15 protein-coding genes are annotated in these 17,256 nt (G+C 39.6%); 12 read left to right on the forward strand and 3 right to left on the reverse strand.

The genetic code is table 11. From position 1 onward, the window contains the following. Positions 1 to 193 precede the first annotated feature (193 nt). Together KO534_RS23395 and KO534_RS08400 are read right to left on the reverse strand one after the other, a co-directional pair. Positions 194 to 952, reverse strand: a complete 759-nt coding sequence (locus KO534_RS23395) for a hypothetical protein (protein ID WP_252732023.1) — start codon at positions 950 to 952, stop codon at positions 194 to 196. A gap of 73 nt (positions 953 to 1,025) precedes the next feature. Next, complete coding sequence (locus KO534_RS08400; protein ID WP_215929194.1) at positions 1,026 to 1,766, reverse strand: dienelactone hydrolase family protein; 741 nt, start codon at positions 1,764 to 1,766, stop codon at positions 1,026 to 1,028. A 133-nt stretch (positions 1,767 to 1,899) separates the two neighbouring features. On the opposite strand from KO534_RS08400, the gene KO534_RS08405 reads away from it, so the two are divergent. The 12 genes from KO534_RS08405 (at position 1,900) to KO534_RS08460 (ending at position 14,881) form a co-directional block, all read left to right on the forward strand. Then, positions 1,900 to 2,367 (forward strand): hypothetical protein, encoded by a 468-nt coding sequence (locus KO534_RS08405; RefSeq protein WP_215929195.1) that lies wholly within the window; start codon positions 1,900 to 1,902, stop codon positions 2,365 to 2,367. A gap of 97 nt (positions 2,368 to 2,464) precedes the next feature. Then, positions 2,465 to 2,707 (forward strand): hypothetical protein, encoded by a 243-nt coding sequence (locus tag KO534_RS08410; RefSeq protein WP_215929196.1) that lies wholly within the window; start codon positions 2,465 to 2,467, stop codon positions 2,705 to 2,707. Between the two features lie 290 nt (positions 2,708 to 2,997). Further along, positions 2,998 to 4,194: a capsule biosynthesis protein gene (locus KO534_RS08415; RefSeq protein ID WP_215929197.1), complete on the forward strand. Its 1,197-nt coding sequence runs from the start codon at positions 2,998 to 3,000 to the stop codon at positions 4,192 to 4,194. A gap of 167 nt (positions 4,195 to 4,361) precedes the next feature. Then, complete coding sequence (locus tag KO534_RS08420) at positions 4,362 to 5,402, forward strand: KpsF/GutQ family sugar-phosphate isomerase (RefSeq protein WP_252732024.1); 1,041 nt, start codon at positions 4,362 to 4,364, stop codon at positions 5,400 to 5,402. Further along, the gene (locus KO534_RS08425) at positions 5,402 to 6,208 is read left to right on the forward strand and encodes an ABC transporter permease (RefSeq protein WP_215929198.1); all 807 of its coding nucleotides are present in this window, start codon (positions 5,402 to 5,404) and stop codon (positions 6,206 to 6,208) included. The genes KO534_RS08420 and KO534_RS08425 overlap by 1 nt, the downstream gene beginning before the upstream one ends. After that, positions 6,208 to 6,876: an ABC transporter ATP-binding protein gene (locus tag KO534_RS08430; protein ID WP_215929199.1), complete on the forward strand. Its 669-nt coding sequence runs from the start codon at positions 6,208 to 6,210 to the stop codon at positions 6,874 to 6,876. The genes KO534_RS08425 and KO534_RS08430 overlap by 1 nt, the downstream gene beginning before the upstream one ends. After that, positions 6,836 to 8,062 carry a lipopolysaccharide biosynthesis protein gene (locus KO534_RS08435; RefSeq protein WP_215929200.1) on the forward strand — a complete coding sequence of 409 codons (1,227 nt, stop codon included), beginning with the start codon at positions 6,836 to 6,838 and terminating at the stop codon, positions 8,060 to 8,062. Before KO534_RS08430 ends, KO534_RS08435 begins: the two co-directional genes overlap by 41 nt. Continuing rightward, positions 8,059 to 9,681, forward strand: coding sequence for a polysaccharide biosynthesis/export family protein (locus KO534_RS08440; RefSeq protein WP_215929201.1), 1,623 nt, complete (start codon positions 8,059 to 8,061; stop codon positions 9,679 to 9,681). Before KO534_RS08435 ends, KO534_RS08440 begins: the two co-directional genes overlap by 4 nt. A gap of 15 nt (positions 9,682 to 9,696) precedes the next feature. Next, a complete protein-coding gene (locus KO534_RS08445) occupies positions 9,697 to 11,919 on the forward strand; it encodes a glycosyltransferase (RefSeq protein WP_215929202.1) in 2,223 nt (740 codons plus the stop codon). Positions 11,920 to 12,022: 103 nt separating this feature from the next. Further along, positions 12,023 to 14,026, forward strand: coding sequence for a capsular polysaccharide biosynthesis protein (locus KO534_RS08450; protein WP_215929203.1), 2,004 nt, complete (start codon positions 12,023 to 12,025; stop codon positions 14,024 to 14,026). Between the two features lie 211 nt (positions 14,027 to 14,237). Next, positions 14,238 to 14,519, forward strand: coding sequence for a pyrimidine/purine nucleoside phosphorylase (locus KO534_RS08455; RefSeq protein ID WP_215929204.1), 282 nt, complete (start codon positions 14,238 to 14,240; stop codon positions 14,517 to 14,519). Positions 14,520 to 14,533: 14 nt separating this feature from the next. After that, positions 14,534 to 14,881, forward strand: a complete 348-nt coding sequence (locus KO534_RS08460; RefSeq protein WP_215929205.1) for a Fis family transcriptional regulator — start codon at positions 14,534 to 14,536, stop codon at positions 14,879 to 14,881. Between the two features lie 133 nt (positions 14,882 to 15,014). Here KO534_RS08460 and KO534_RS08465 read toward each other — a convergent pair. Beyond that, positions 15,015 to 17,256 (reverse strand): ligand-binding sensor domain-containing protein (locus KO534_RS08465; RefSeq protein WP_215929206.1); only part of this gene is annotated, 2,242 nt, incomplete at its 5' end.

A 17,256-nucleotide genomic window follows, 5' to 3' on the forward strand; every position in this document is an offset into this window, starting at 1 on the left:
TATATATGGGCTATGCAATAGCTGCTAATTTGGTTGGGTAGCACAAATAAGTGCAGCTCTCCGCTACTTCGAGATAACACGGCAGAAGACCATTGAGGTAGGTCTTTTAGGTAGAAAGCCAAATTCAGTGCCAAGGTTCGAAGTCACTGGTATTGAATCGTAGATGCCAATTTAAGCCTTTCAATTTTTAACTTTATTGAACAAAAACCTCAGGATACAACTCTCTAGCTGCGAGGTTTTTGAAGTCGTGAATTAATTCACTAAACAGCTTGTCTTCGATGAGTCCATCAAGGGAGGTAATGACGTCTTCCAGGTTATGGTCTTGTTCACGGCAACACTCCTGATAAACATTGATCAGTTGCGACAAATTGATTTTATGTTTCCTTTGTAATTTAGAGTCAGCTAATACAAAAAAATAGGCGCTGCCCCAATAGGCGGCTGGATACTGCTTATTGTCCATGAGTCTACTAGCAATCGATGCTGCGCTTAAGTCACTGTTAAACCAACGTAAGTGGGGGCTAATTTTTGCAGTGTAGTTGTTAGTTAAACTTCCCTTTAATATTCCAGCCTGCGCCATAATTTGATATTGCATGAAACTGGCAAAACCTTCTGATAACCAGCGATATTTTGCTCCTAAATAAGGCAGAGCCATATGGGCTAGTTCGTGATAAATAGTCCAATCATCGACAAATTTAGTCAGGCCGAATCGTGGGTCTACATAAAAATGAACGCTGCCTTTGTTGTCACGTCGTGTAAAGGCCCAAGGCACCGGTTGATTGGACTTTCTAGGATAAAGATGCAGTGACAGCGGGGTAGGGTAAATCCCTAAGGTAGCTCGCGTGGCGTTAACACCTTGGGTTAGCCAATTTTGCAACATATTGGCTTGCTCTTCCTCAAAGCTAGATAAACCATGAACACTAAATTGATCAACAGTCACCGCTTTACACGGCATTACAGAAACGACTAACAATATAAAAATAGGTAGTCTAAGCTGCCTCAGAAGCATCGTATGGATCATAGCTGAGTTAGTGATGTTGAATACTGTGAAAAAAATCAATCGCCATTCTATACATTTGCATAGCTAGTGCTGCGTCGTACCTATCACCTTCGTCACGCATAAAAGCATGTTGGGCGTTAACTTCATGCCAATTAAAGTTGCACTTATTTTGACTAAGAGTTTGATGAATTAGTTGGCGTCCGTCTGCAGACACATGGGGATCTTGTTTACCAAACACTAATATCATAGGGCAGCGAATATCCCCACTTCTACTCAAAGAATCATTGTCTGGCTTGCATGGTAAAGTGTTCGAGTGAATATCTGTAGGATATAAACAAAACGCCCCAGCCACATAGGGGTTTAACGCCGCTCTGAATGCTAGGTGGCCTCCAATACAGACACCCATCACTGAGATTACTCCGTTGCAGTAACTTTGTTGTTGTACAAATTCAACCATGGCCTGGGTATCAGAGTCGTGATCTTCTAGGGGTTTTGTAAATTTGTCTGCATTGCCTTTGTCTTTTCCTGGGTCGTCATAGGCTAATACCGTTCCAATTGGGTTGAGTTCATGAAAAATTTCAGGGACTAGTACCACAAAACCGTGACCTGCCAGTATTTGTGCACTGCGGGTAATAGGACTAGTTTGTTGAAATATCTCTGAGTAGAAGACTATGGTAGGAAAACTTCCTTCCTCAGCTGGGCGAATTACCGATGTACGCATTAGGCCTGTTTTAGTTTGAATATCACTATATTGATGCTGGATTATCATGGACTTCCTCACATAAGTCTTACACATTTAGGTCGCTAAATAGCTTGACCTGTTTAAATTGAATTCTATTGCTTGTGTTTTCGCGACCTGCCTACATTTAGATTACTATGAAAGCGTTAATTCTCAGTAAGTTATGAATCGTGTATTCGGCAAAGTGGTGGCGATATTTTTTGCTGCTTGTTTTGTGACGGTTCAGTTTCATTATCTTGATCATACTGAAAATAAACACAACACTGGTCGAATCTTTCATATTGAAGATGCTAGAACAAGTGAAATAGATAGGAATATTCATAATAATTCTATCCGTGCGCGAGTTGTTCAATCAAATCTTAGCGAGTTATCGCAGCGCCATTTACTGCAGCAAAAACACAACCTTAAGCAACAGTACCAATTCAAGTGGATGTTAGATCGCAGGGTTAGGCGAGAGTTTCAAAAGGAGCGGCAAAGCTGTTTCGCTGTTTTTTGTGAGGTTTACCTAGTTAAACTTTCTACTAGATTTAATTTTTTACAGACATTAGCGCTCACTTTCGAGCCCACACCTACTTTGAACGTTCACCATAAGCAGATTCAAAGTGATGAATCTGACAATCAAATTTCTTAATTCAAATTTCGAGTCGGCAAATAACGTTATTGACATTTTGCCTTACAGCAAATTTTAAGGCTGGCTGTATTGGGTTGGTCATTTATTGAGAAAGATTATGGATATTTTAATTGTTTTGTGGCAAATTCTGAAACCTTGGGTATATTTTTTGGGCGTTATTTACTTTTGTATAAAAATGATAACTTGGGCTAAAAATCGCAAAGCAGGGGCGATTGCCTTTGGATTGTTTTTTCAAATGATCTTGCCTGATCCAAGTGCTGAAACCACTATTAAAGCAGTGACCGAGCGCAAACAGGAAGTGAAAAAACAACAAGAGGGCGATAAAGAGCCCAAAGAATAAAATTGATATTCGGTATAGTCATAGTGCTATCACGTTAAATTTGTAATGGCAGAAGGAATTGCGGTATTTCTAGTGTTCCACGCCCGCCACTATTTTATAGCAGTAGGGCATTTTTCAAGTCAAATCGAATTAAAGCCACCTCTGATTTGTTAAGTGTTTACTCTTTTTTGCGCAAAAAATTACCTTACAAAAGACTCAGTTACATTTTGTAGTCGGTTCAATTACATTTTGTAATAGTTTTAATTTTCGGGAAGTTTACTATTCTGCTTTCCAGCTCCCATAGGTTTAAGATGCACAAAAATATACTATTTTTACAGGGCCCCGTAGGCTCGTTTTTTAGACAATTAGCAGACTTCATGGCAAAACAAGAAGATGTCACAACCTATCAAATTACCTTGAATGGTGGTGATGATATTTTTTCTCGAAGTAAACGCACCACAGCCTATGTAGGAAAGCCACAAGATTGGTCTGAGTTTTTGAAAGCGTACGTAAGCAAGCATAATATTACGGATATTGTGGTGTTTGGCGATTGCAGATTTTACCATCGTATAGCTAAAAAGGTCGCTTCAGAACAAGGTATGCAGCTGTGGGCATTCGAAGAGGGGTATTTGCGCCCATCATTTATCACCCTTGAACGAGAAGGGGTGAATAGTAATTCATTATTTTCCTACGAGTTATTTGAACAGTTTAATGAAACTGGTTTATCACTATCCGAAGGCGAAAACTTGACACGAAAAAACTCATTTTGGTTTATGTCAGTAAACGCATTTATTTATTATTTTTTTAAACTTATCTATGCCTACAAATACAAACATTATATTCATCATAGGCCTTGGTTGTTCAGCGAAGAAACTTATAGTTGGATTAGAGCTGCGGTAAGGAAAGTGACCTACGCATACAACGATTATAAGTTATCAAAGTCCGTTAAAAGTAGTCTCTCTAAACAGTATTTTCTGGTGCCATTACAAGTCAGTGTAGATAGTCAAATTCTGTTTCATTCACCGTTTGGCTCTGTCGAAGAATTTATAAGCACTGTGATTGAGTCCTTTGCAAAAAATGCTGATAAAGATGATTTTCTAGTCTTTAAACATCACCCAATGGATAGAGGTTTTACTAATTACCAAAGATTCATCAAGAAGCTTTGTTATGCATACGATCTTAATCAGCGGGTGATTTATTGTCATGACACCCACCTGCCTACCTTATTAAAACATGCAAAGGGGACGATTACGGTTAACAGCACCGTGGGTATTTCATCACTTCATCATGGCACACCAACTAAAGTGCTAGGTAACGCAATCTATAATATTGAAGGCATGACGAGCCAAAAAGAACTGCATGAGTTTTGGAATATATCTTGTAAACCTTGCGTTGATAAGTTTTCGAAATTCACACGATTCTTGAAGGAAAACAACCAAATACCTGGAAGTTTTTATATGAAACCAACTAACACTTTCGCGGCTATTTCAAAAATCATACTCAGTTAATCTCAGTGAAAAGTGGACATTGCCTTAACCAGGCTGAAACCATGGTGTTGCGCGAATTAAACAACAAGTTACTTCACTGGAATTAATCGAAGTAGTCGCTGTGATCTCAAGCGACGGAAATTCCATTTCAATTTTTATATTGAATTAAATTATTAGGAAAAATGGCTATGGGTGAATATTCAATAAAGGTACAGGCAGCAATAGACGTTGTTAAACCTTTTGCACATCCAACCCAATTGCATGATGGCGTTGATAGAAATAAGTTAAAAGCAGCTGTTCGTGAAAGTAAAGAATCGATCGTCACTCAAAGCCTGCAAATAAAAAACATGGCTCAGCACTGCGAACAGGGTTTAGAGCAAGCATTGTGTTTGATTGCTGCTAGCACAGGCCGGGTAATTGTTTCAGGTATGGGCAAGTCAGGACACATTGGTCGTAAGATTGCTGCGACTATGGCATCAACGGGCACACCTTCATTTTTTGTGCATCCAGCCGAAGCTTTTCATGGTGACTTGGGTATGACCCAGCCAAGTGATGTTGTGGTGTTGATTTCAAACACAGGTGAAACGGATGAAATCCTCAAGCTGATCCCATCTTTACAGAACTTTGGCAATAAAATTATTGCTATCACAGGTAATACCCGAAGTAGCTTAGCAAAAAATTCAGACGTGATTTTAAATGTAAAAGTAGAGCGTGAAATTTGCCCAAACAATTTGGCTCCCACCTCTTCTACTACTGCAACTTTGGTTATGGGTGATGCATTAGCCGTCGGCCTGATTCATCTAAGAGATTTCAAACCCCACCATTTTGCGCTCTATCATCCCGGCGGTAGTTTGGGGAAACGCTTGTTAACTCAGGTTAAAGATGTAATGCATAGTAATGATTTACCTCTAGTGACAATGAACCAGTCAATGCAAGATGTAATTCTAGCTATGACACGCTCTACCTTAGGTTTAGCTATAGTCGAAAACAATGGCGAGCTACAAGGGATTATTACTGATGGTGATTTACGTCGTTCTCTGGTTCGATGTGTCGATTTTAAAGACCTTACTGCCAAAGACATGATGACCATTACTCCTATTACCATCTCTCAAGAGCAGCGGTTAATAGAAGCGGAACAGTTGATGCGCGAGAATCATATTAAAAGTGTGATTGTGGTTAATGACGTGAATAGGCAAAAAGTAGTGGGTGTATTGGAGTATTTTCAGTAATGCCAAGTTTTTCTGAACTTACCCATGCCGCACCGAGCAGAAACGCCTTTAAAATCATGTGTGATACCGTACATGCACTTTTAATGCGCGAAGTGAAAGCTCGCTTCGGCTCTTCAAAATTAGGATATTTTTGGGCTGTTGCCGAGCCTATTGCACAAGCCGCGGTGTTAGGATTACTTTTTACTCTCATCGGCCGAACTAGTTTAGCTAATGTGCCGGTTGTCTTGTTTTTGTTTACGGGCATTTTGCCCTTTAAGCTGTTTTCCAAACTATTACCTCAGCTTTCGTTAGGTATAGCTTCTAACAAAGCGTTGTTTGCATACAGGCAAGTCGCACCTATTGACCCTGTTATTACTCGGTTAGTCATTGAAATTGCCACTTACGCGATAGTGTACATGGTGATAATGGCTGTTTTGGCATGGTTAGGATTTGATGTAGTACCCGACCAATTATTGCCATTTTTTATGGCGAATGGATTGCTTATTATTATCAGCTTTGGTTTGGGCCTAGCCCTGTGCGCTGCAGTGCAACAATGGGATGACACACCAAAACTTCTGTCTATGGTAACTACCCCAATGTTTTACGTATCAGGTGTGTTTTTTGCAGCGACTATGATCCCTGCTCAATATTGGTACCTGCTCAACTGGAACCCAATATTTCATATTATTGAACTCAGTCGTGACGCCTATTTTGAATCTTACACCACACCTGTAGGTGACTGGCAGTATGTTACGCTTTTTGCATTAGGCTCGCTGTTTTTAGGATTAGGCTTGTATCGTATCAATAGGGTGAGGTTTTCAGCCTAATGATCATGTTTAAACAACTCAGTAAATATTATCCCACCAAACAAGGGCGGCGTTATATCTTTAAAGATGTCAATTTAAGTCTGCCAATGGATAAAAGTATAGGGGTATTGGGCCCTAACGGCGCGGGTAAATCAACACTGATTAAAATATTAGGCGGCGCCGATTACCCGTCAAAAGGTAAAGTCACTAGCCCCCTTAAAGTTAGTTGGCCTTTAGGGTTGCGGGGTGGGTTGCAGGGCTCAATGAGCGGTCGTGAAAATGTGCGATTTGTTGCCCGTATTCACGGTTTCACTGATACCAAAATGGTTGAAGAAAAGGTCAGTGATTTCGCTGAAATAGGTATCTATTTTGACGAACCAGTTAAAACCTACTCTAGCGGAATGCGCGCCAGAGTGGCCTTTGGTTTAACCATGGCATTCGATTTTGATTTTGACGTGTTATTAGTCGATGAGCTAACAGCTGTTGGAGATACCAATTTTAAGAAAAAAAGTGAAAAGGTACTTAAAAACAAATATGAAAATACCAAAGTGATCATGGTTAACCATTCAGCCAATGAACTTAAAAAATATTGCCAAGCAGGTTTGTTAATAAAAGACCAAAATTTACATTATTTTGACGAATTAGACCATGCGTTACAAGAGTACCAATCCTGCTATGTCACACACTAATCATTCTCTTTCTGCCACCCAGCGTAAATTGCGAAAGTTACGAACCAAGCCTGTGTTATTTGTCAAAGATTCGCAACCCTACTTAAGAGCGATAAAAACGGCTTATGCCACTTGGGCTCGTTTGGGCTCGTTTTTATTGGTTTTATTAACTTCTCTGTTGGTAGTGGTTTATTACGGTTTAATTGCTTCGCCTCGTTATGTTAGCCAAGTCATATTTGTGGTCGAACAAGCCAATGGTCAAGAAGTGACCTTAGGTGGTTTAGCGTCTTTAGGGGCGACATCACTAAGCAGTAAAGATGCCTATATTATTATGGCCTTTATTGAGTCCCGTGAATTAGCAGAAAGACTCGATACTAAATTACAATTACAAAGCCACTATGCTTTACCAAAATGGGATTGGTTTAGTCGCTTGAATGATAAGGCTACAGCCGAAGAATATTTGGCATTTTATCAAGGTCACACAAGGGTTAGTTACGACGAGCTAGCAGGTATTTTAACCTTGGAAGTGCAAACATTTTCCCCCGAGTATTCACAAAAAGTAGCGCAACTAATTTTGACTGAAAGTGAAGCTTTCATAAATCAACTCGGGGTCAAGATGGTAAATAACCAAATGGATTTTGCCAAGCTTGAAGTGTCTCGGGCCCATACTGCATTTTTACAACAGCAAAAGGCTTTAGTGTCGTTTCAAGACACCAACAAATTATTTAATCCTGAGCAGCAAAGCGGCGCTTTGTTGGAAGTGATTAATCAACTTGAGTCGTCCTTAGTTGTTTTAGAGTCAGAGCTTAAAATTCTATTGACGTATATGCATCAAAGCGCGCCCGAGGTGGTAACAAAACAAAATAATATTGAGGCCTTAAAAGCGCAGTTATTAGAAGAGCAAGCCCGCTTAACAACGGGTGATGCGAGCTCACTCAATAAAATCAACTCTGCATTTCAAGAGATAAAACTCAATACTGAATTAGCGTTACAACTTTACAAAAATTCCTTAGCGGGGTTAGAGGCAACCAGAGTCGAGGCATATCAAAAACTTAAACATTTGCTGATCATTCAGTCGGCCAAAATAGCCCATGAAGCCAGCTACCCAAGACGGCTTTACAGCATATTTACGTGGTTTGTTAGTTTGCTGATCATGTATTTGGTAGCAAAACTAATTGTGGCAATTATTAAGGAGCATGCCGAATGAAACTGGTTTGTATGGGGATAGTACTGGCGTTTGTGTTAACCAGTGTTGCTAAGGTGGCAAATTCTGCCGTTACCTTATCCCAAGAACTAGAAACGCAACCTAATGCACTGACCCCAATACAGCCTGGCCATACCTATGGTGATTGGTTATTTAACGGCAATTTTAATAAAGTTGGATTTAGTGGTTTTAACCCTGATTACCATCTGTCTATCGGAGACAAGGTACTAGTGCAGCTATGGGGCGGATTAGATTTCCAAGGTGAACTAGTAGTGGATGTGCATGGCAATATTTTTATACCTAAAGTAGGCCCAGTATTGGTCAAAGGTGTCAAAAATAGTCAATTAAATGATGTGGTTAAAAAATCCATCAAGCGGGTATATAAATCTAATGTAGAGGTGTACGCCAACTTAGCTACCAGTGAACAGGTAAAAGTATTTGTGTCTGGCACAGTTTCTAAGCCTGGTTTGTACCAGGGGCATAGTGCCGACAGCATACTCACTTTTATTGACCAAGCCGGCGGAATCCGCGCTGATATTGGCAGCTACCGCAATATCCAGATAAAACGTAATGACAAAATATTAAACACATTCGATTTATATGGGTTTCTAAATCAAGGTCAGTTACTCAACACCCAATTTCAAGACGGTGATCTAATCTTTGTGGCACCGAAATTGGCAGAAGTGAGCATAGAGGGCCAAGTTGGCTATAGCGGCAAGTATGAGCTTAAACAGGGTGTTAACTTTTTAGAAGATATTTTGAAGTCTGTGGCGATCCAAGAAAAAGCCACTCATGTCACTTTGGTAACACCAATAGGGCGAGAAGTCGTCGCCAGTCAATACAGCGTTAATGAACTGGCTAATGTGGAAGTGCAGCCGGGCACTTTGATAAAAGTGAGCTCTCAACTTCGCGCTAAAAGCATTAGCGTAACGGTAATGGGTGAACACAACTCTCAACAAGAATTAGTCTTGCCATGGGGCGCAACATTAGCTCAATTAACCGAACAAATAGTGTTTACACCGCTTTCGAATAGACAAGCCATGCAGTTATTTCGCCCTGCAGTAGCCGAACGCCAAAAAGCGATGTTATTAGAGTCCCTTACTGCATTAGAACAAAGTGTGCTTACGGCGCGCTCAGAAACTAATGAAGCTGCGCAGCTTCGCAGTAAAGAAGCAGAAACCATATTAACGTGGATAGACAAGGCTAAAAAAGTACAACCCAACGGGCAAGTGTTGTTATCTCACCACAATGCTAGCCACCCCATCTATTTGCAGCAAGGGGACAAAGTGGTGATCCCCGCAAAACGAAATATTGTGATGGTACATGGCGAAGTGTTATTCCCTACCGCCATCGCCTATCAAACAGGGTTGTCAGCAAAAGACTTTATCCAACAAGCTGGTGGCGCAATGCAAGATATGGATGACGTCAACGTATTAGTCATGAAACCTAATGGCAACGTAATAACAGTTAATAACAGACTAAATAAACATAAAGTAATCACCGCAGGTGATGAGATTTTTGTCTTAGCTAAGCCGGATGAAAAGTCCTTTCAGCTCACCAAAGATATCACCCAAGTGATTTATCAAATTGCAGCCAGTGCAGCTGTGATTTTAGCAATTTAGAGGCGGTTTAGAAAAATGGTAAATGTAAATGGTTATGAATTGCTCAGTGTAATCATTCCGATACGAGTAAGTGCAGATCGCGAATACGTGTTAGCGAATTTAGAAAGGCAATTGGCTGACATTGATGGTGTTAAGTTAGTCAATTTTCTCGTTGTTGACTCAGGAAGCAATGAACACTACTCAAAGATAATAGAGAACATCTGTAACAGTCACAATGTAAAATATTTGTTTCATGAAAGCAGGGGCGAGACTCTTGCTGTGGGAGCCGCACGTGATTTTGGTGTGCAACATGCAAAATCAGATATTGTCATGTTTATGGATGTCGATTTAGTCTGGGATACTCACTTTTTTGAAAAAATTATTGACGAAATTAAATTGAGAAACATGACTGTGTGTATCAATTCTTTTTTTCTTGTTCCTTGCTTTTATCTTAGTGAAAACAGCAGCCATGAGTTTTTAGAAATGGATAGAAAGCTCGCTTTTCATCAAGTTAAACGTTGGCATGAATATCAGACATTTGGAAAAATCGACTCCTATGCGCCTTCGACGTCTGTCACTGTAGTGAACAGAGCACACTATTTGTCTCTGGGAGGTCATAGAAAAGAATTTTATGGACATGGATGTGAAGACTTTGAGCTGATTCATCGATTAGCAGCTAACTTTCCTAAATACGCTAGGCCTAAAAATTATTATTTGAACCGTGGCAATTACGACTCTATAGAATATGAGGGGTTTAGAGCGTTATTTGGATTATACGGAGAAATAGCGATGCGTTCTTCTCTGTTCTTAATTCATATATGGCACCCCAGACCGAGTAGAGGAGCCTATCATGGAAGTATGCATAGAAATAAAAAACTACTCACCGAATTAATGAAGAAATATGACCAAGATAAAATTGGACCTTCGCCACTTGCCGATCTTAATTTAAACGCAAAAACCTTGATACTAGGGGTAAAAGGCGATCAGTCATGGTTATCTATTAGACAAATTCTTCCCTACCTAGGCGAGCTAGAATATAGAAGTGAATTCACTTTTAATTGCAACGAAGATTTCGAAAAATTTCTTAAAAGGAACAATATTCAAAGGTTGTTTTTTTGGAATCCTTATGGCAACGAAACAAGGTTAAAACTTTACCAGTGGGCAAAAAGCACAAATTTTCCTTTCATGGTTTTTGAGAGAGGTGCCTTGCCAGATTCATGGTTCATCGACGAAACAGGATTTAACGCTGACAGTACTAAATATGGTTACCAAAACTGGCAGCATATTCAAGGTGATGTGTTGCACGAAACCAGTTTCTATATTGATAACTTGATTGAGTGCGGTAATACACTCGAAGAAAATGGGGCAAGATTAGGCAAGGATTTGTTGCGAGAAAAGTTAGATAAGCTTTATCGAATTGGTAGCAAAAAAGTCTTGTTTATTCCTTTTCAACGACCCAGTGATACGGTTATTAAATATTTCTCTGGTGATGTAGGCGGGTATGAACAATTTTGTGAGTTAGTGACCAATGTACAACGCAAGCTTGATCCTAACGAGTGGGTTGTTTTAGCTAAGAAACACCCGCTGGAGACGCAGCGTCCCATTGTTGGAGCTGATGTGATATTTGTTGAAGATGACACTCACATCTACGATTTATTATCGTTAGCAGATAAAACCTTGTTGATGAACTCAGGAGTTGGGGTGTTAGCCATGCTGTTTAAAACGCCACTTTGTTATGTTTCTGATTGTTTTTACGGAATCGAAGGTGTTAACAAAAAAGCCAGCAATTTAGATGACGTGATGAAATTCATAAATGAACCCCAAAGCGTTGATTGGGAAAAAGTACTGCAATTCATTACTTATTTGAAAAACGATTTTTATTCTTTTGCGAGTACTTCCACCTATCTTAGGAAAGAAGAAGATGGCTCCTTGCGCTCTATTACCGAAAAACTAACTTTCACGGAAATAAAACAACTCAGTAGTCGCCCATTGTTTTTCCAATACGATAATGCACAAGTACCTTGGAACTCAAAAGCCTACGGCGAATTTTTGCCTAGTGTGATTAGAACCATAAAAAATAACAGTGACAAAAATGCTGACACATATGGAGAGAATAGTTCTTCAACTCAGCTACTTAGCGCTAAAAAAGTAATCATAGATAACTCGCTTAAATCGCGTTCATTTAAAGAGAGGTTTGAGAGGAAAAGTTTAAAATTGATTAGAGAGCCAGTCACATTTTTTAAAGATGCTCTTCGCTAGTGAATGACAAAAATAGACAAATAAGCAGATACTAAAATATACCTATGACACATCAAAATGTGTGTTTACCAAGCAAACATAATGACCAAGAAACTATTTTCCTATGACAATTTTAACTGTATCTAAAGGGATCATTAAACGTAAGGCTTTAATCGAACATTGTTTTAATCAAACACTATCAATGTTTTCTTCTCGAGTTAACTACTCGTCAGAGGATGTAGTGGTGGGGTGGGGCTTGAAAGCTAACACCCTAAAAGCTAAAAAAATTGCAGATACACATAACTTGAAATATTTGCATCTTGAAGATGGTTTTATTGGTTATATTGGACATCCCGCTCGTAAAGGGCATGTTGTCGCTCTAATTGCCGACGAGTTAGGGGTTTATTATGATGCCCGTAAACCTTGTTTGTTAGAGTCTTATATTGCCGAAACCTTAAGCAGTATTCAACATGATCGCACCCAGAAACTCATCGAAAAAATAGTGGATATTGGCGCCACCAAATACAACTGTTATGAATCTGCTGAGTTACCGGCTGCGTTAGCCAAAAAGTTATCTTCTGATAAACGCCCTTGTATTTTAATCGTTGATCAAGTTGCTGGTGATTTATCGATTGCAGGAGCAATGGCAGATCAAGATAGCTTTATTAAGATGGTTACCCAAGCTAAAAAAAATCATCCTAATGCTCGGTTGTTGTTACGTACGCACCCTGATACCCGGTTTGGCAGAAAACTCGGCGTGTTAGCCCAGTTAAGAGCCAAGTTAGCATTACCGCAAGTAGAAATAATCGACGAGCACTGTCATCCTCACGCATTAATCAAAGCGGTAGACGCGGTTTACACTGTTTCTTCTCAAATGGGCTTCGAGGCCTTGTTATACAATAAAGCTGTTTATTGTTTTGGTTTGCCTTTTTACGCGGGATGGGGGTTAACACATGATATTTTGGTTTGTGAGCGACGTGGAACAGCGACAGTTGAGCAGTTAGTACACGCAGCCCTAATTAAGTATACAAAATACTACGATCCGACCATGCAGCAAGCTTGTGAACTTGAAAACGTCCTGACACTCATCGAACTGCAATACACAGCTAAGGTGCCTTATCGTCGATTATTCTTAGTCGGGTTTTCGTTATGGAAACGAGGATTTATGCGGCATTTTTGTCGGCATTTGTCGGCCAAGCTAATTTTTGTGAATAAACCGCCGATTAGTTTGGCCTTCAATGAAAAAGTATTGGTTTGGGGGACTAAGTATCCAGAGTTAACAGATTGTATTCGCGTTGAAGATGGTTTTATTCGCTCCAGTGGTTTAGGCGCTAATTTATCTCGACCGTCTTCGTTGTCCTTTGATAAACGAGGGATCTATTTTGATAGCCGTACTGCTTCTGATATAGAAACTCTATTAAATCATTCGGTAGTGACGGCGAGTAATAAGAGTAGAGCTGAATCGTTAATTCAGCTTCTTCGTCGCTCTGGCGTCAGTAAATACAATGTTGGCCAAGATGGCAATTTTGAAATTGATGCCAAAGATAAATTAGTCATTTTAGTGGTTGGGCAAGTTGATGGTGATGCATCAATCACCACCGGTAGCCCGCATATTAAAAGTAATGAAGCATTACTCAATGCGGTGCGTGAGGCCAATCCCGAATCACACATTATTTATAAACCTCACCCTGACGTAGTCTCTGGTAATCGTTCAGGTAGTGTTTCAAAGCTGTGTTTGCAGAAGTGTGTTGACAGTATCGTGACTGACTTTCCCTTGACGAGTTTGTACTCAAAGATAGATGAACTGCACACAATGACATCATTGAGCGGCTTTGAAGCATTAATTCATAATGTCAAAGTTCACACTTGGGGCCAGCCTTTTTATGCTGGTTGGGGCTTAACAACGGATCATTACCCACCACCTAGAAGGGAAACTCAACGGTCGTTATTAGAACTTGTCTATGTGGCATTAATCGAATACCCGCTTTATATCGACTGGCAAACGGGTCTGTGGACAAGCCCAGAAATACTCATTTCAAAATTAAGCAACATCAAAAATGCGAGCATAAAAAAGCGATCATTTATTTCTCGCAATGTGTTAAAGCTTAATAGCATATTGGGTAGGTAATTGGACTCGGCCTAACAGGAAAACCCCAGCTCTAGTCACTTTGTTTGCTAATTGTATGCGAGGCAACACTAATACATCTAGAGTCAAAACAACGCAGGTTAAATAACTCTAGTACTTTTGCTTCTAATTTAGGTTTTGTTGGTGGCTTATTACTGCCTTAAAAACTGTTAAATTACACAATAAGTTTTGATTATTATTAAAGAGAAAGTTTATGTTTGAAGTAAATGAATATTTTGGTGGCAAAGTAAAGTCTATTGCTTTTGATTCCGATACATTACCGGCCACCATGGGAGTGATGGCCACGGGCGATTATGAATTTGCGACTAGTCAGTTTGAGACCATGACGGTGGTTAGCGGTGCAATGACAGTGCAATTACCTGGTAGCGATACATGGCAAACCTTCGGTCAAAATGAACAATTTACCATCGAAGCACAGCAGCGTTTTAAAGTGCAAGTGAAAAGCAATACTGCTTATTTATGCACCTATGGCTAGCTCTAAGGCTTAGGATGAACAAAACGGTTAAAAAGCTAGACAATAATGTGGTCAAAGCGCTGACAATTGTTTGCGAAACGGCTAAAGATCAAATTGTTGGTTTTGAGTGGCTTACCCACAGTGCCGATTATTCCAATTTCCCGAGTAGTTTAGTGATTACCTGTGTATTGGATAATGTTCTCTCATTAGAACTGATGTTAGCCAGTCAACAAGACCAAGAATTGCGGAAGCATATTCAGAAACAGCTTTTAAAAGCAGGCTTCTTGCTCAAAGATGTTAGGCGACATGTATTCTTTGACACTGAAGAAGCCTGTTTGTTGGAACATAATGGTGACTGGAAACGTAGATTGCTGAAGAACTAAAAGAAGCAGGGCGCTAGGTCTTGATGTAACTGAAGCGACACGATTAAACATCTAGGTTATACCGCTGTGAAAAAGTTAAATTCAAAGACGTTTGGACACAATTAGCCTAAAACCTTTATTGTCGTTGGTTGTTTTAGGTCCACTTAATTTCATCTGAATTGGGTAAAGAACACTCAACCGCTAATTGATTTGAATTAATCAACCCCCGAGTATTTTGAGTAATAGTTGCAAACAAATTTTCTTCTTCACAGGCTATATCGTTAAGTCCAATCCATGAGTTTCTCGATGAGTTTTTGGCTGCATACAAACAGTGGTCGGCGATATCTAACACCCGCTCCCAATCCAAAGCTTTTGGGTCATGCATTAAAAAAGGGAAGCTAGCAAAACCTATGGAACAGGTTTTTTTAATAATGTTTGTGTCGCCGATCACAAACTCATGCATTTCAACAGTGTGTCTTAACCTTTCTGCCAGCTCAGGAGCATTTTTTCGATCTGAAAAACGCGCCACAACCAAAAATTCTTCGCCTCCCCATCTGACAAGGTAATCAGTTTCCCTAAATACCTGCGTCAAAATTGATTTAACTTGCATTAACACTGCGTCACCTGTTGAATGCCCGTAAACATCATTAACCTGTTTGAAATGGTCTAGGTCAATTAAGAAAAAGATCAGATCTGATTCACTGATCTTATTAGTTGGATTACCAGAACTTGATGAACGATATTTCCGTAATATCAGGTCAATATCATTCTGCAAATTACGTGTAATAAAACGTCTGTTTTTTAGTCCTGTTAGTTCATCTGTTGTGTTTATTTTTTCTAGTTTTTCATTTGCCTTTTGCAAACCTAAGGTACGTTCTTTAACTTTAGACTCTAAAGATTCATTCACTTGTTCTATGAAAAGTAACTTTCTACGTTGTGAGCGAACAAACAAGCCAACAATAAAAACTATTGCTAAACCATATAACGAATAGGACCACCATGATAACCAAGGTGGCGGTAATACTGTTATGTTTAGCGCTACGCCCTGCTCATTCCAAATGTCGTAGGGATTACTGGCTTTTACACGTAAAACATAATCCCCAGTTGGCAGATTGGTATAAGTTGCCCGTCGATTTTTATAATTAGTTTTTATCCAATTGTTGTCGAATCCTTCCATTTTATAAGCAAATTGATTTTTTCTAGGGTTGGAGAAATGCAAAGCGCTAAATTCAAAAGACACTAAGTTTTGCCTATGGGTTAGGGTAATTTCCGAAGTAGAATGAATCGATTTTGCTAAGGAATATTTAGTTTTTTTGGTGCTGTTAACATCGTTGGACTGAACATTGTCATTAATAACCGGAACGGATTGATTAGACAAAAGCATATCCGTAAAAACCACAGTAGGCGGTAGGTTGTCACCAACAATTTTATGGGGGAAGAAACGGTTGAAACCATTAATACCGCCAAAAAACAATTCCCCATCTTTACTCTTAAAAGAGGCATCAGCATTAAATTCGTTACTTTGTAAGCCGTCATGCATATTGTAATTCTTGAAGGTTTGGGTGTTGAGATCAAAATTAGAAATGCCAAGGTTGGTACTTAGCCAAATTCTCCCCTTTGTATCTTCTTCAATTCGATAAACTACATTATTGGCTAGACCATCTTGTTCAAAAAAGCGAGTGAAATTTCCTGTGGTCTTATTGAATAAATTGAGTCCGCTGGCTGTTCCTACCCAAAGGTTACCTAATTTGTCTTCTTTAATGGAATAGACAGTATCATCACTTAAGCTATGGGGATCTAATGCTTGATGTTGGTAATGGGTAAACTGCTCAGTGATAGGGTCGAAATGGTTGAGTCCTTTCCATGTACCTATCCACAAAGTACCTTGTTGGCTTTCGGTAATGACCCTGACACTGTCAGAACTTAGACTATTAGAATTTGCTGCTTGATGGCGGTAATGGGTAAATTGTTTGGTGTTAGGATCAAAACGGTTCAAACCTTTCCAAGTGCCAATCCAGAGTATTCCTTGTTGATCCTCTGTTATAGCGCTAACCGCGTTATCACTTAAACTATTAGGGTTTGCCGAGTCGTGTCTGTAATGTTCAAACTGTTCGTTGACTGGATTAAATCGATTCAGACCGCTGCTATCTGTTCCAATCCACAAGTGGTTTTGTCGATCTTCAGTGATTACATAGATTTTATCATCGCTCAAACTGTTGGGGTTGTTCTTGTCATGTTTGTAGTGCGCAAATTGTTTGGTCGTTGAATTAAAGCGATTGAGGCCTCCTCCCCATGTACCGACCCACAATATGCCTTGCTGGTCTTGCATAATGGCTCGAACAATATTATTACTTAAACTCTGCGGGACTTTATCGTAATGGCGGTAATGGGTAAAT

Source organism: Paraglaciecola arctica (assembly GCF_018861065.1).
GTDB classification, from domain to species: domain Bacteria; phylum Pseudomonadota; class Gammaproteobacteria; order Enterobacterales; family Alteromonadaceae; genus Paraglaciecola; species Paraglaciecola arctica_B.

Coding starts and splice junctions, on each gene's coding strand:
- KO534_RS08415 (WP_215929197.1), top strand. CDS start 2,998: ATGCACAAAAATATACTATTTTTACAGGGCCCCGTAGGCTCGTTTTTT.
- KO534_RS08425 (WP_215929198.1), top strand. CDS start 5,402: ATGCCAAGTTTTTCTGAACTTACCCATGCCGCACCGAGCAGAAACGCC.
- KO534_RS08445 (WP_215929202.1), top strand. CDS start 9,697: ATGGTAAATGTAAATGGTTATGAATTGCTCAGTGTAATCATTCCGATA.
- KO534_RS08460 (WP_215929205.1), top strand. CDS start 14,534: ATGAACAAAACGGTTAAAAAGCTAGACAATAATGTGGTCAAAGCGCTG.
- KO534_RS08405 (WP_215929195.1), top strand. CDS start 1,900: ATGAATCGTGTATTCGGCAAAGTGGTGGCGATATTTTTTGCTGCTTGT.
- KO534_RS08420 (WP_252732024.1), top strand. CDS start 4,362: ATGGGTGAATATTCAATAAAGGTACAGGCAGCAATAGACGTTGTTAAA.
- KO534_RS08450 (WP_215929203.1), top strand. CDS start 12,023: ATGACAATTTTAACTGTATCTAAAGGGATCATTAAACGTAAGGCTTTA.
- KO534_RS23395 (WP_252732023.1), bottom strand. CDS start 952: ATGCCGTGTAAAGCGGTGACTGTTGATCAATTTAGTGTTCATGGTTTA.
- KO534_RS08400 (WP_215929194.1), bottom strand. CDS start 1,766: ATGATAATCCAGCATCAATATAGTGATATTCAAACTAAAACAGGCCTA.
- KO534_RS08435 (WP_215929200.1), top strand. CDS start 6,836: ATGCGTTACAAGAGTACCAATCCTGCTATGTCACACACTAATCATTCT.
- KO534_RS08440 (WP_215929201.1), top strand. CDS start 8,059: ATGAAACTGGTTTGTATGGGGATAGTACTGGCGTTTGTGTTAACCAGT.
- KO534_RS08430 (WP_215929199.1), top strand. CDS start 6,208: ATGATCATGTTTAAACAACTCAGTAAATATTATCCCACCAAACAAGGG.
- KO534_RS08455 (WP_215929204.1), top strand. CDS start 14,238: ATGTTTGAAGTAAATGAATATTTTGGTGGCAAAGTAAAGTCTATTGCT.
- KO534_RS08410 (WP_215929196.1), top strand. CDS start 2,465: ATGGATATTTTAATTGTTTTGTGGCAAATTCTGAAACCTTGGGTATAT.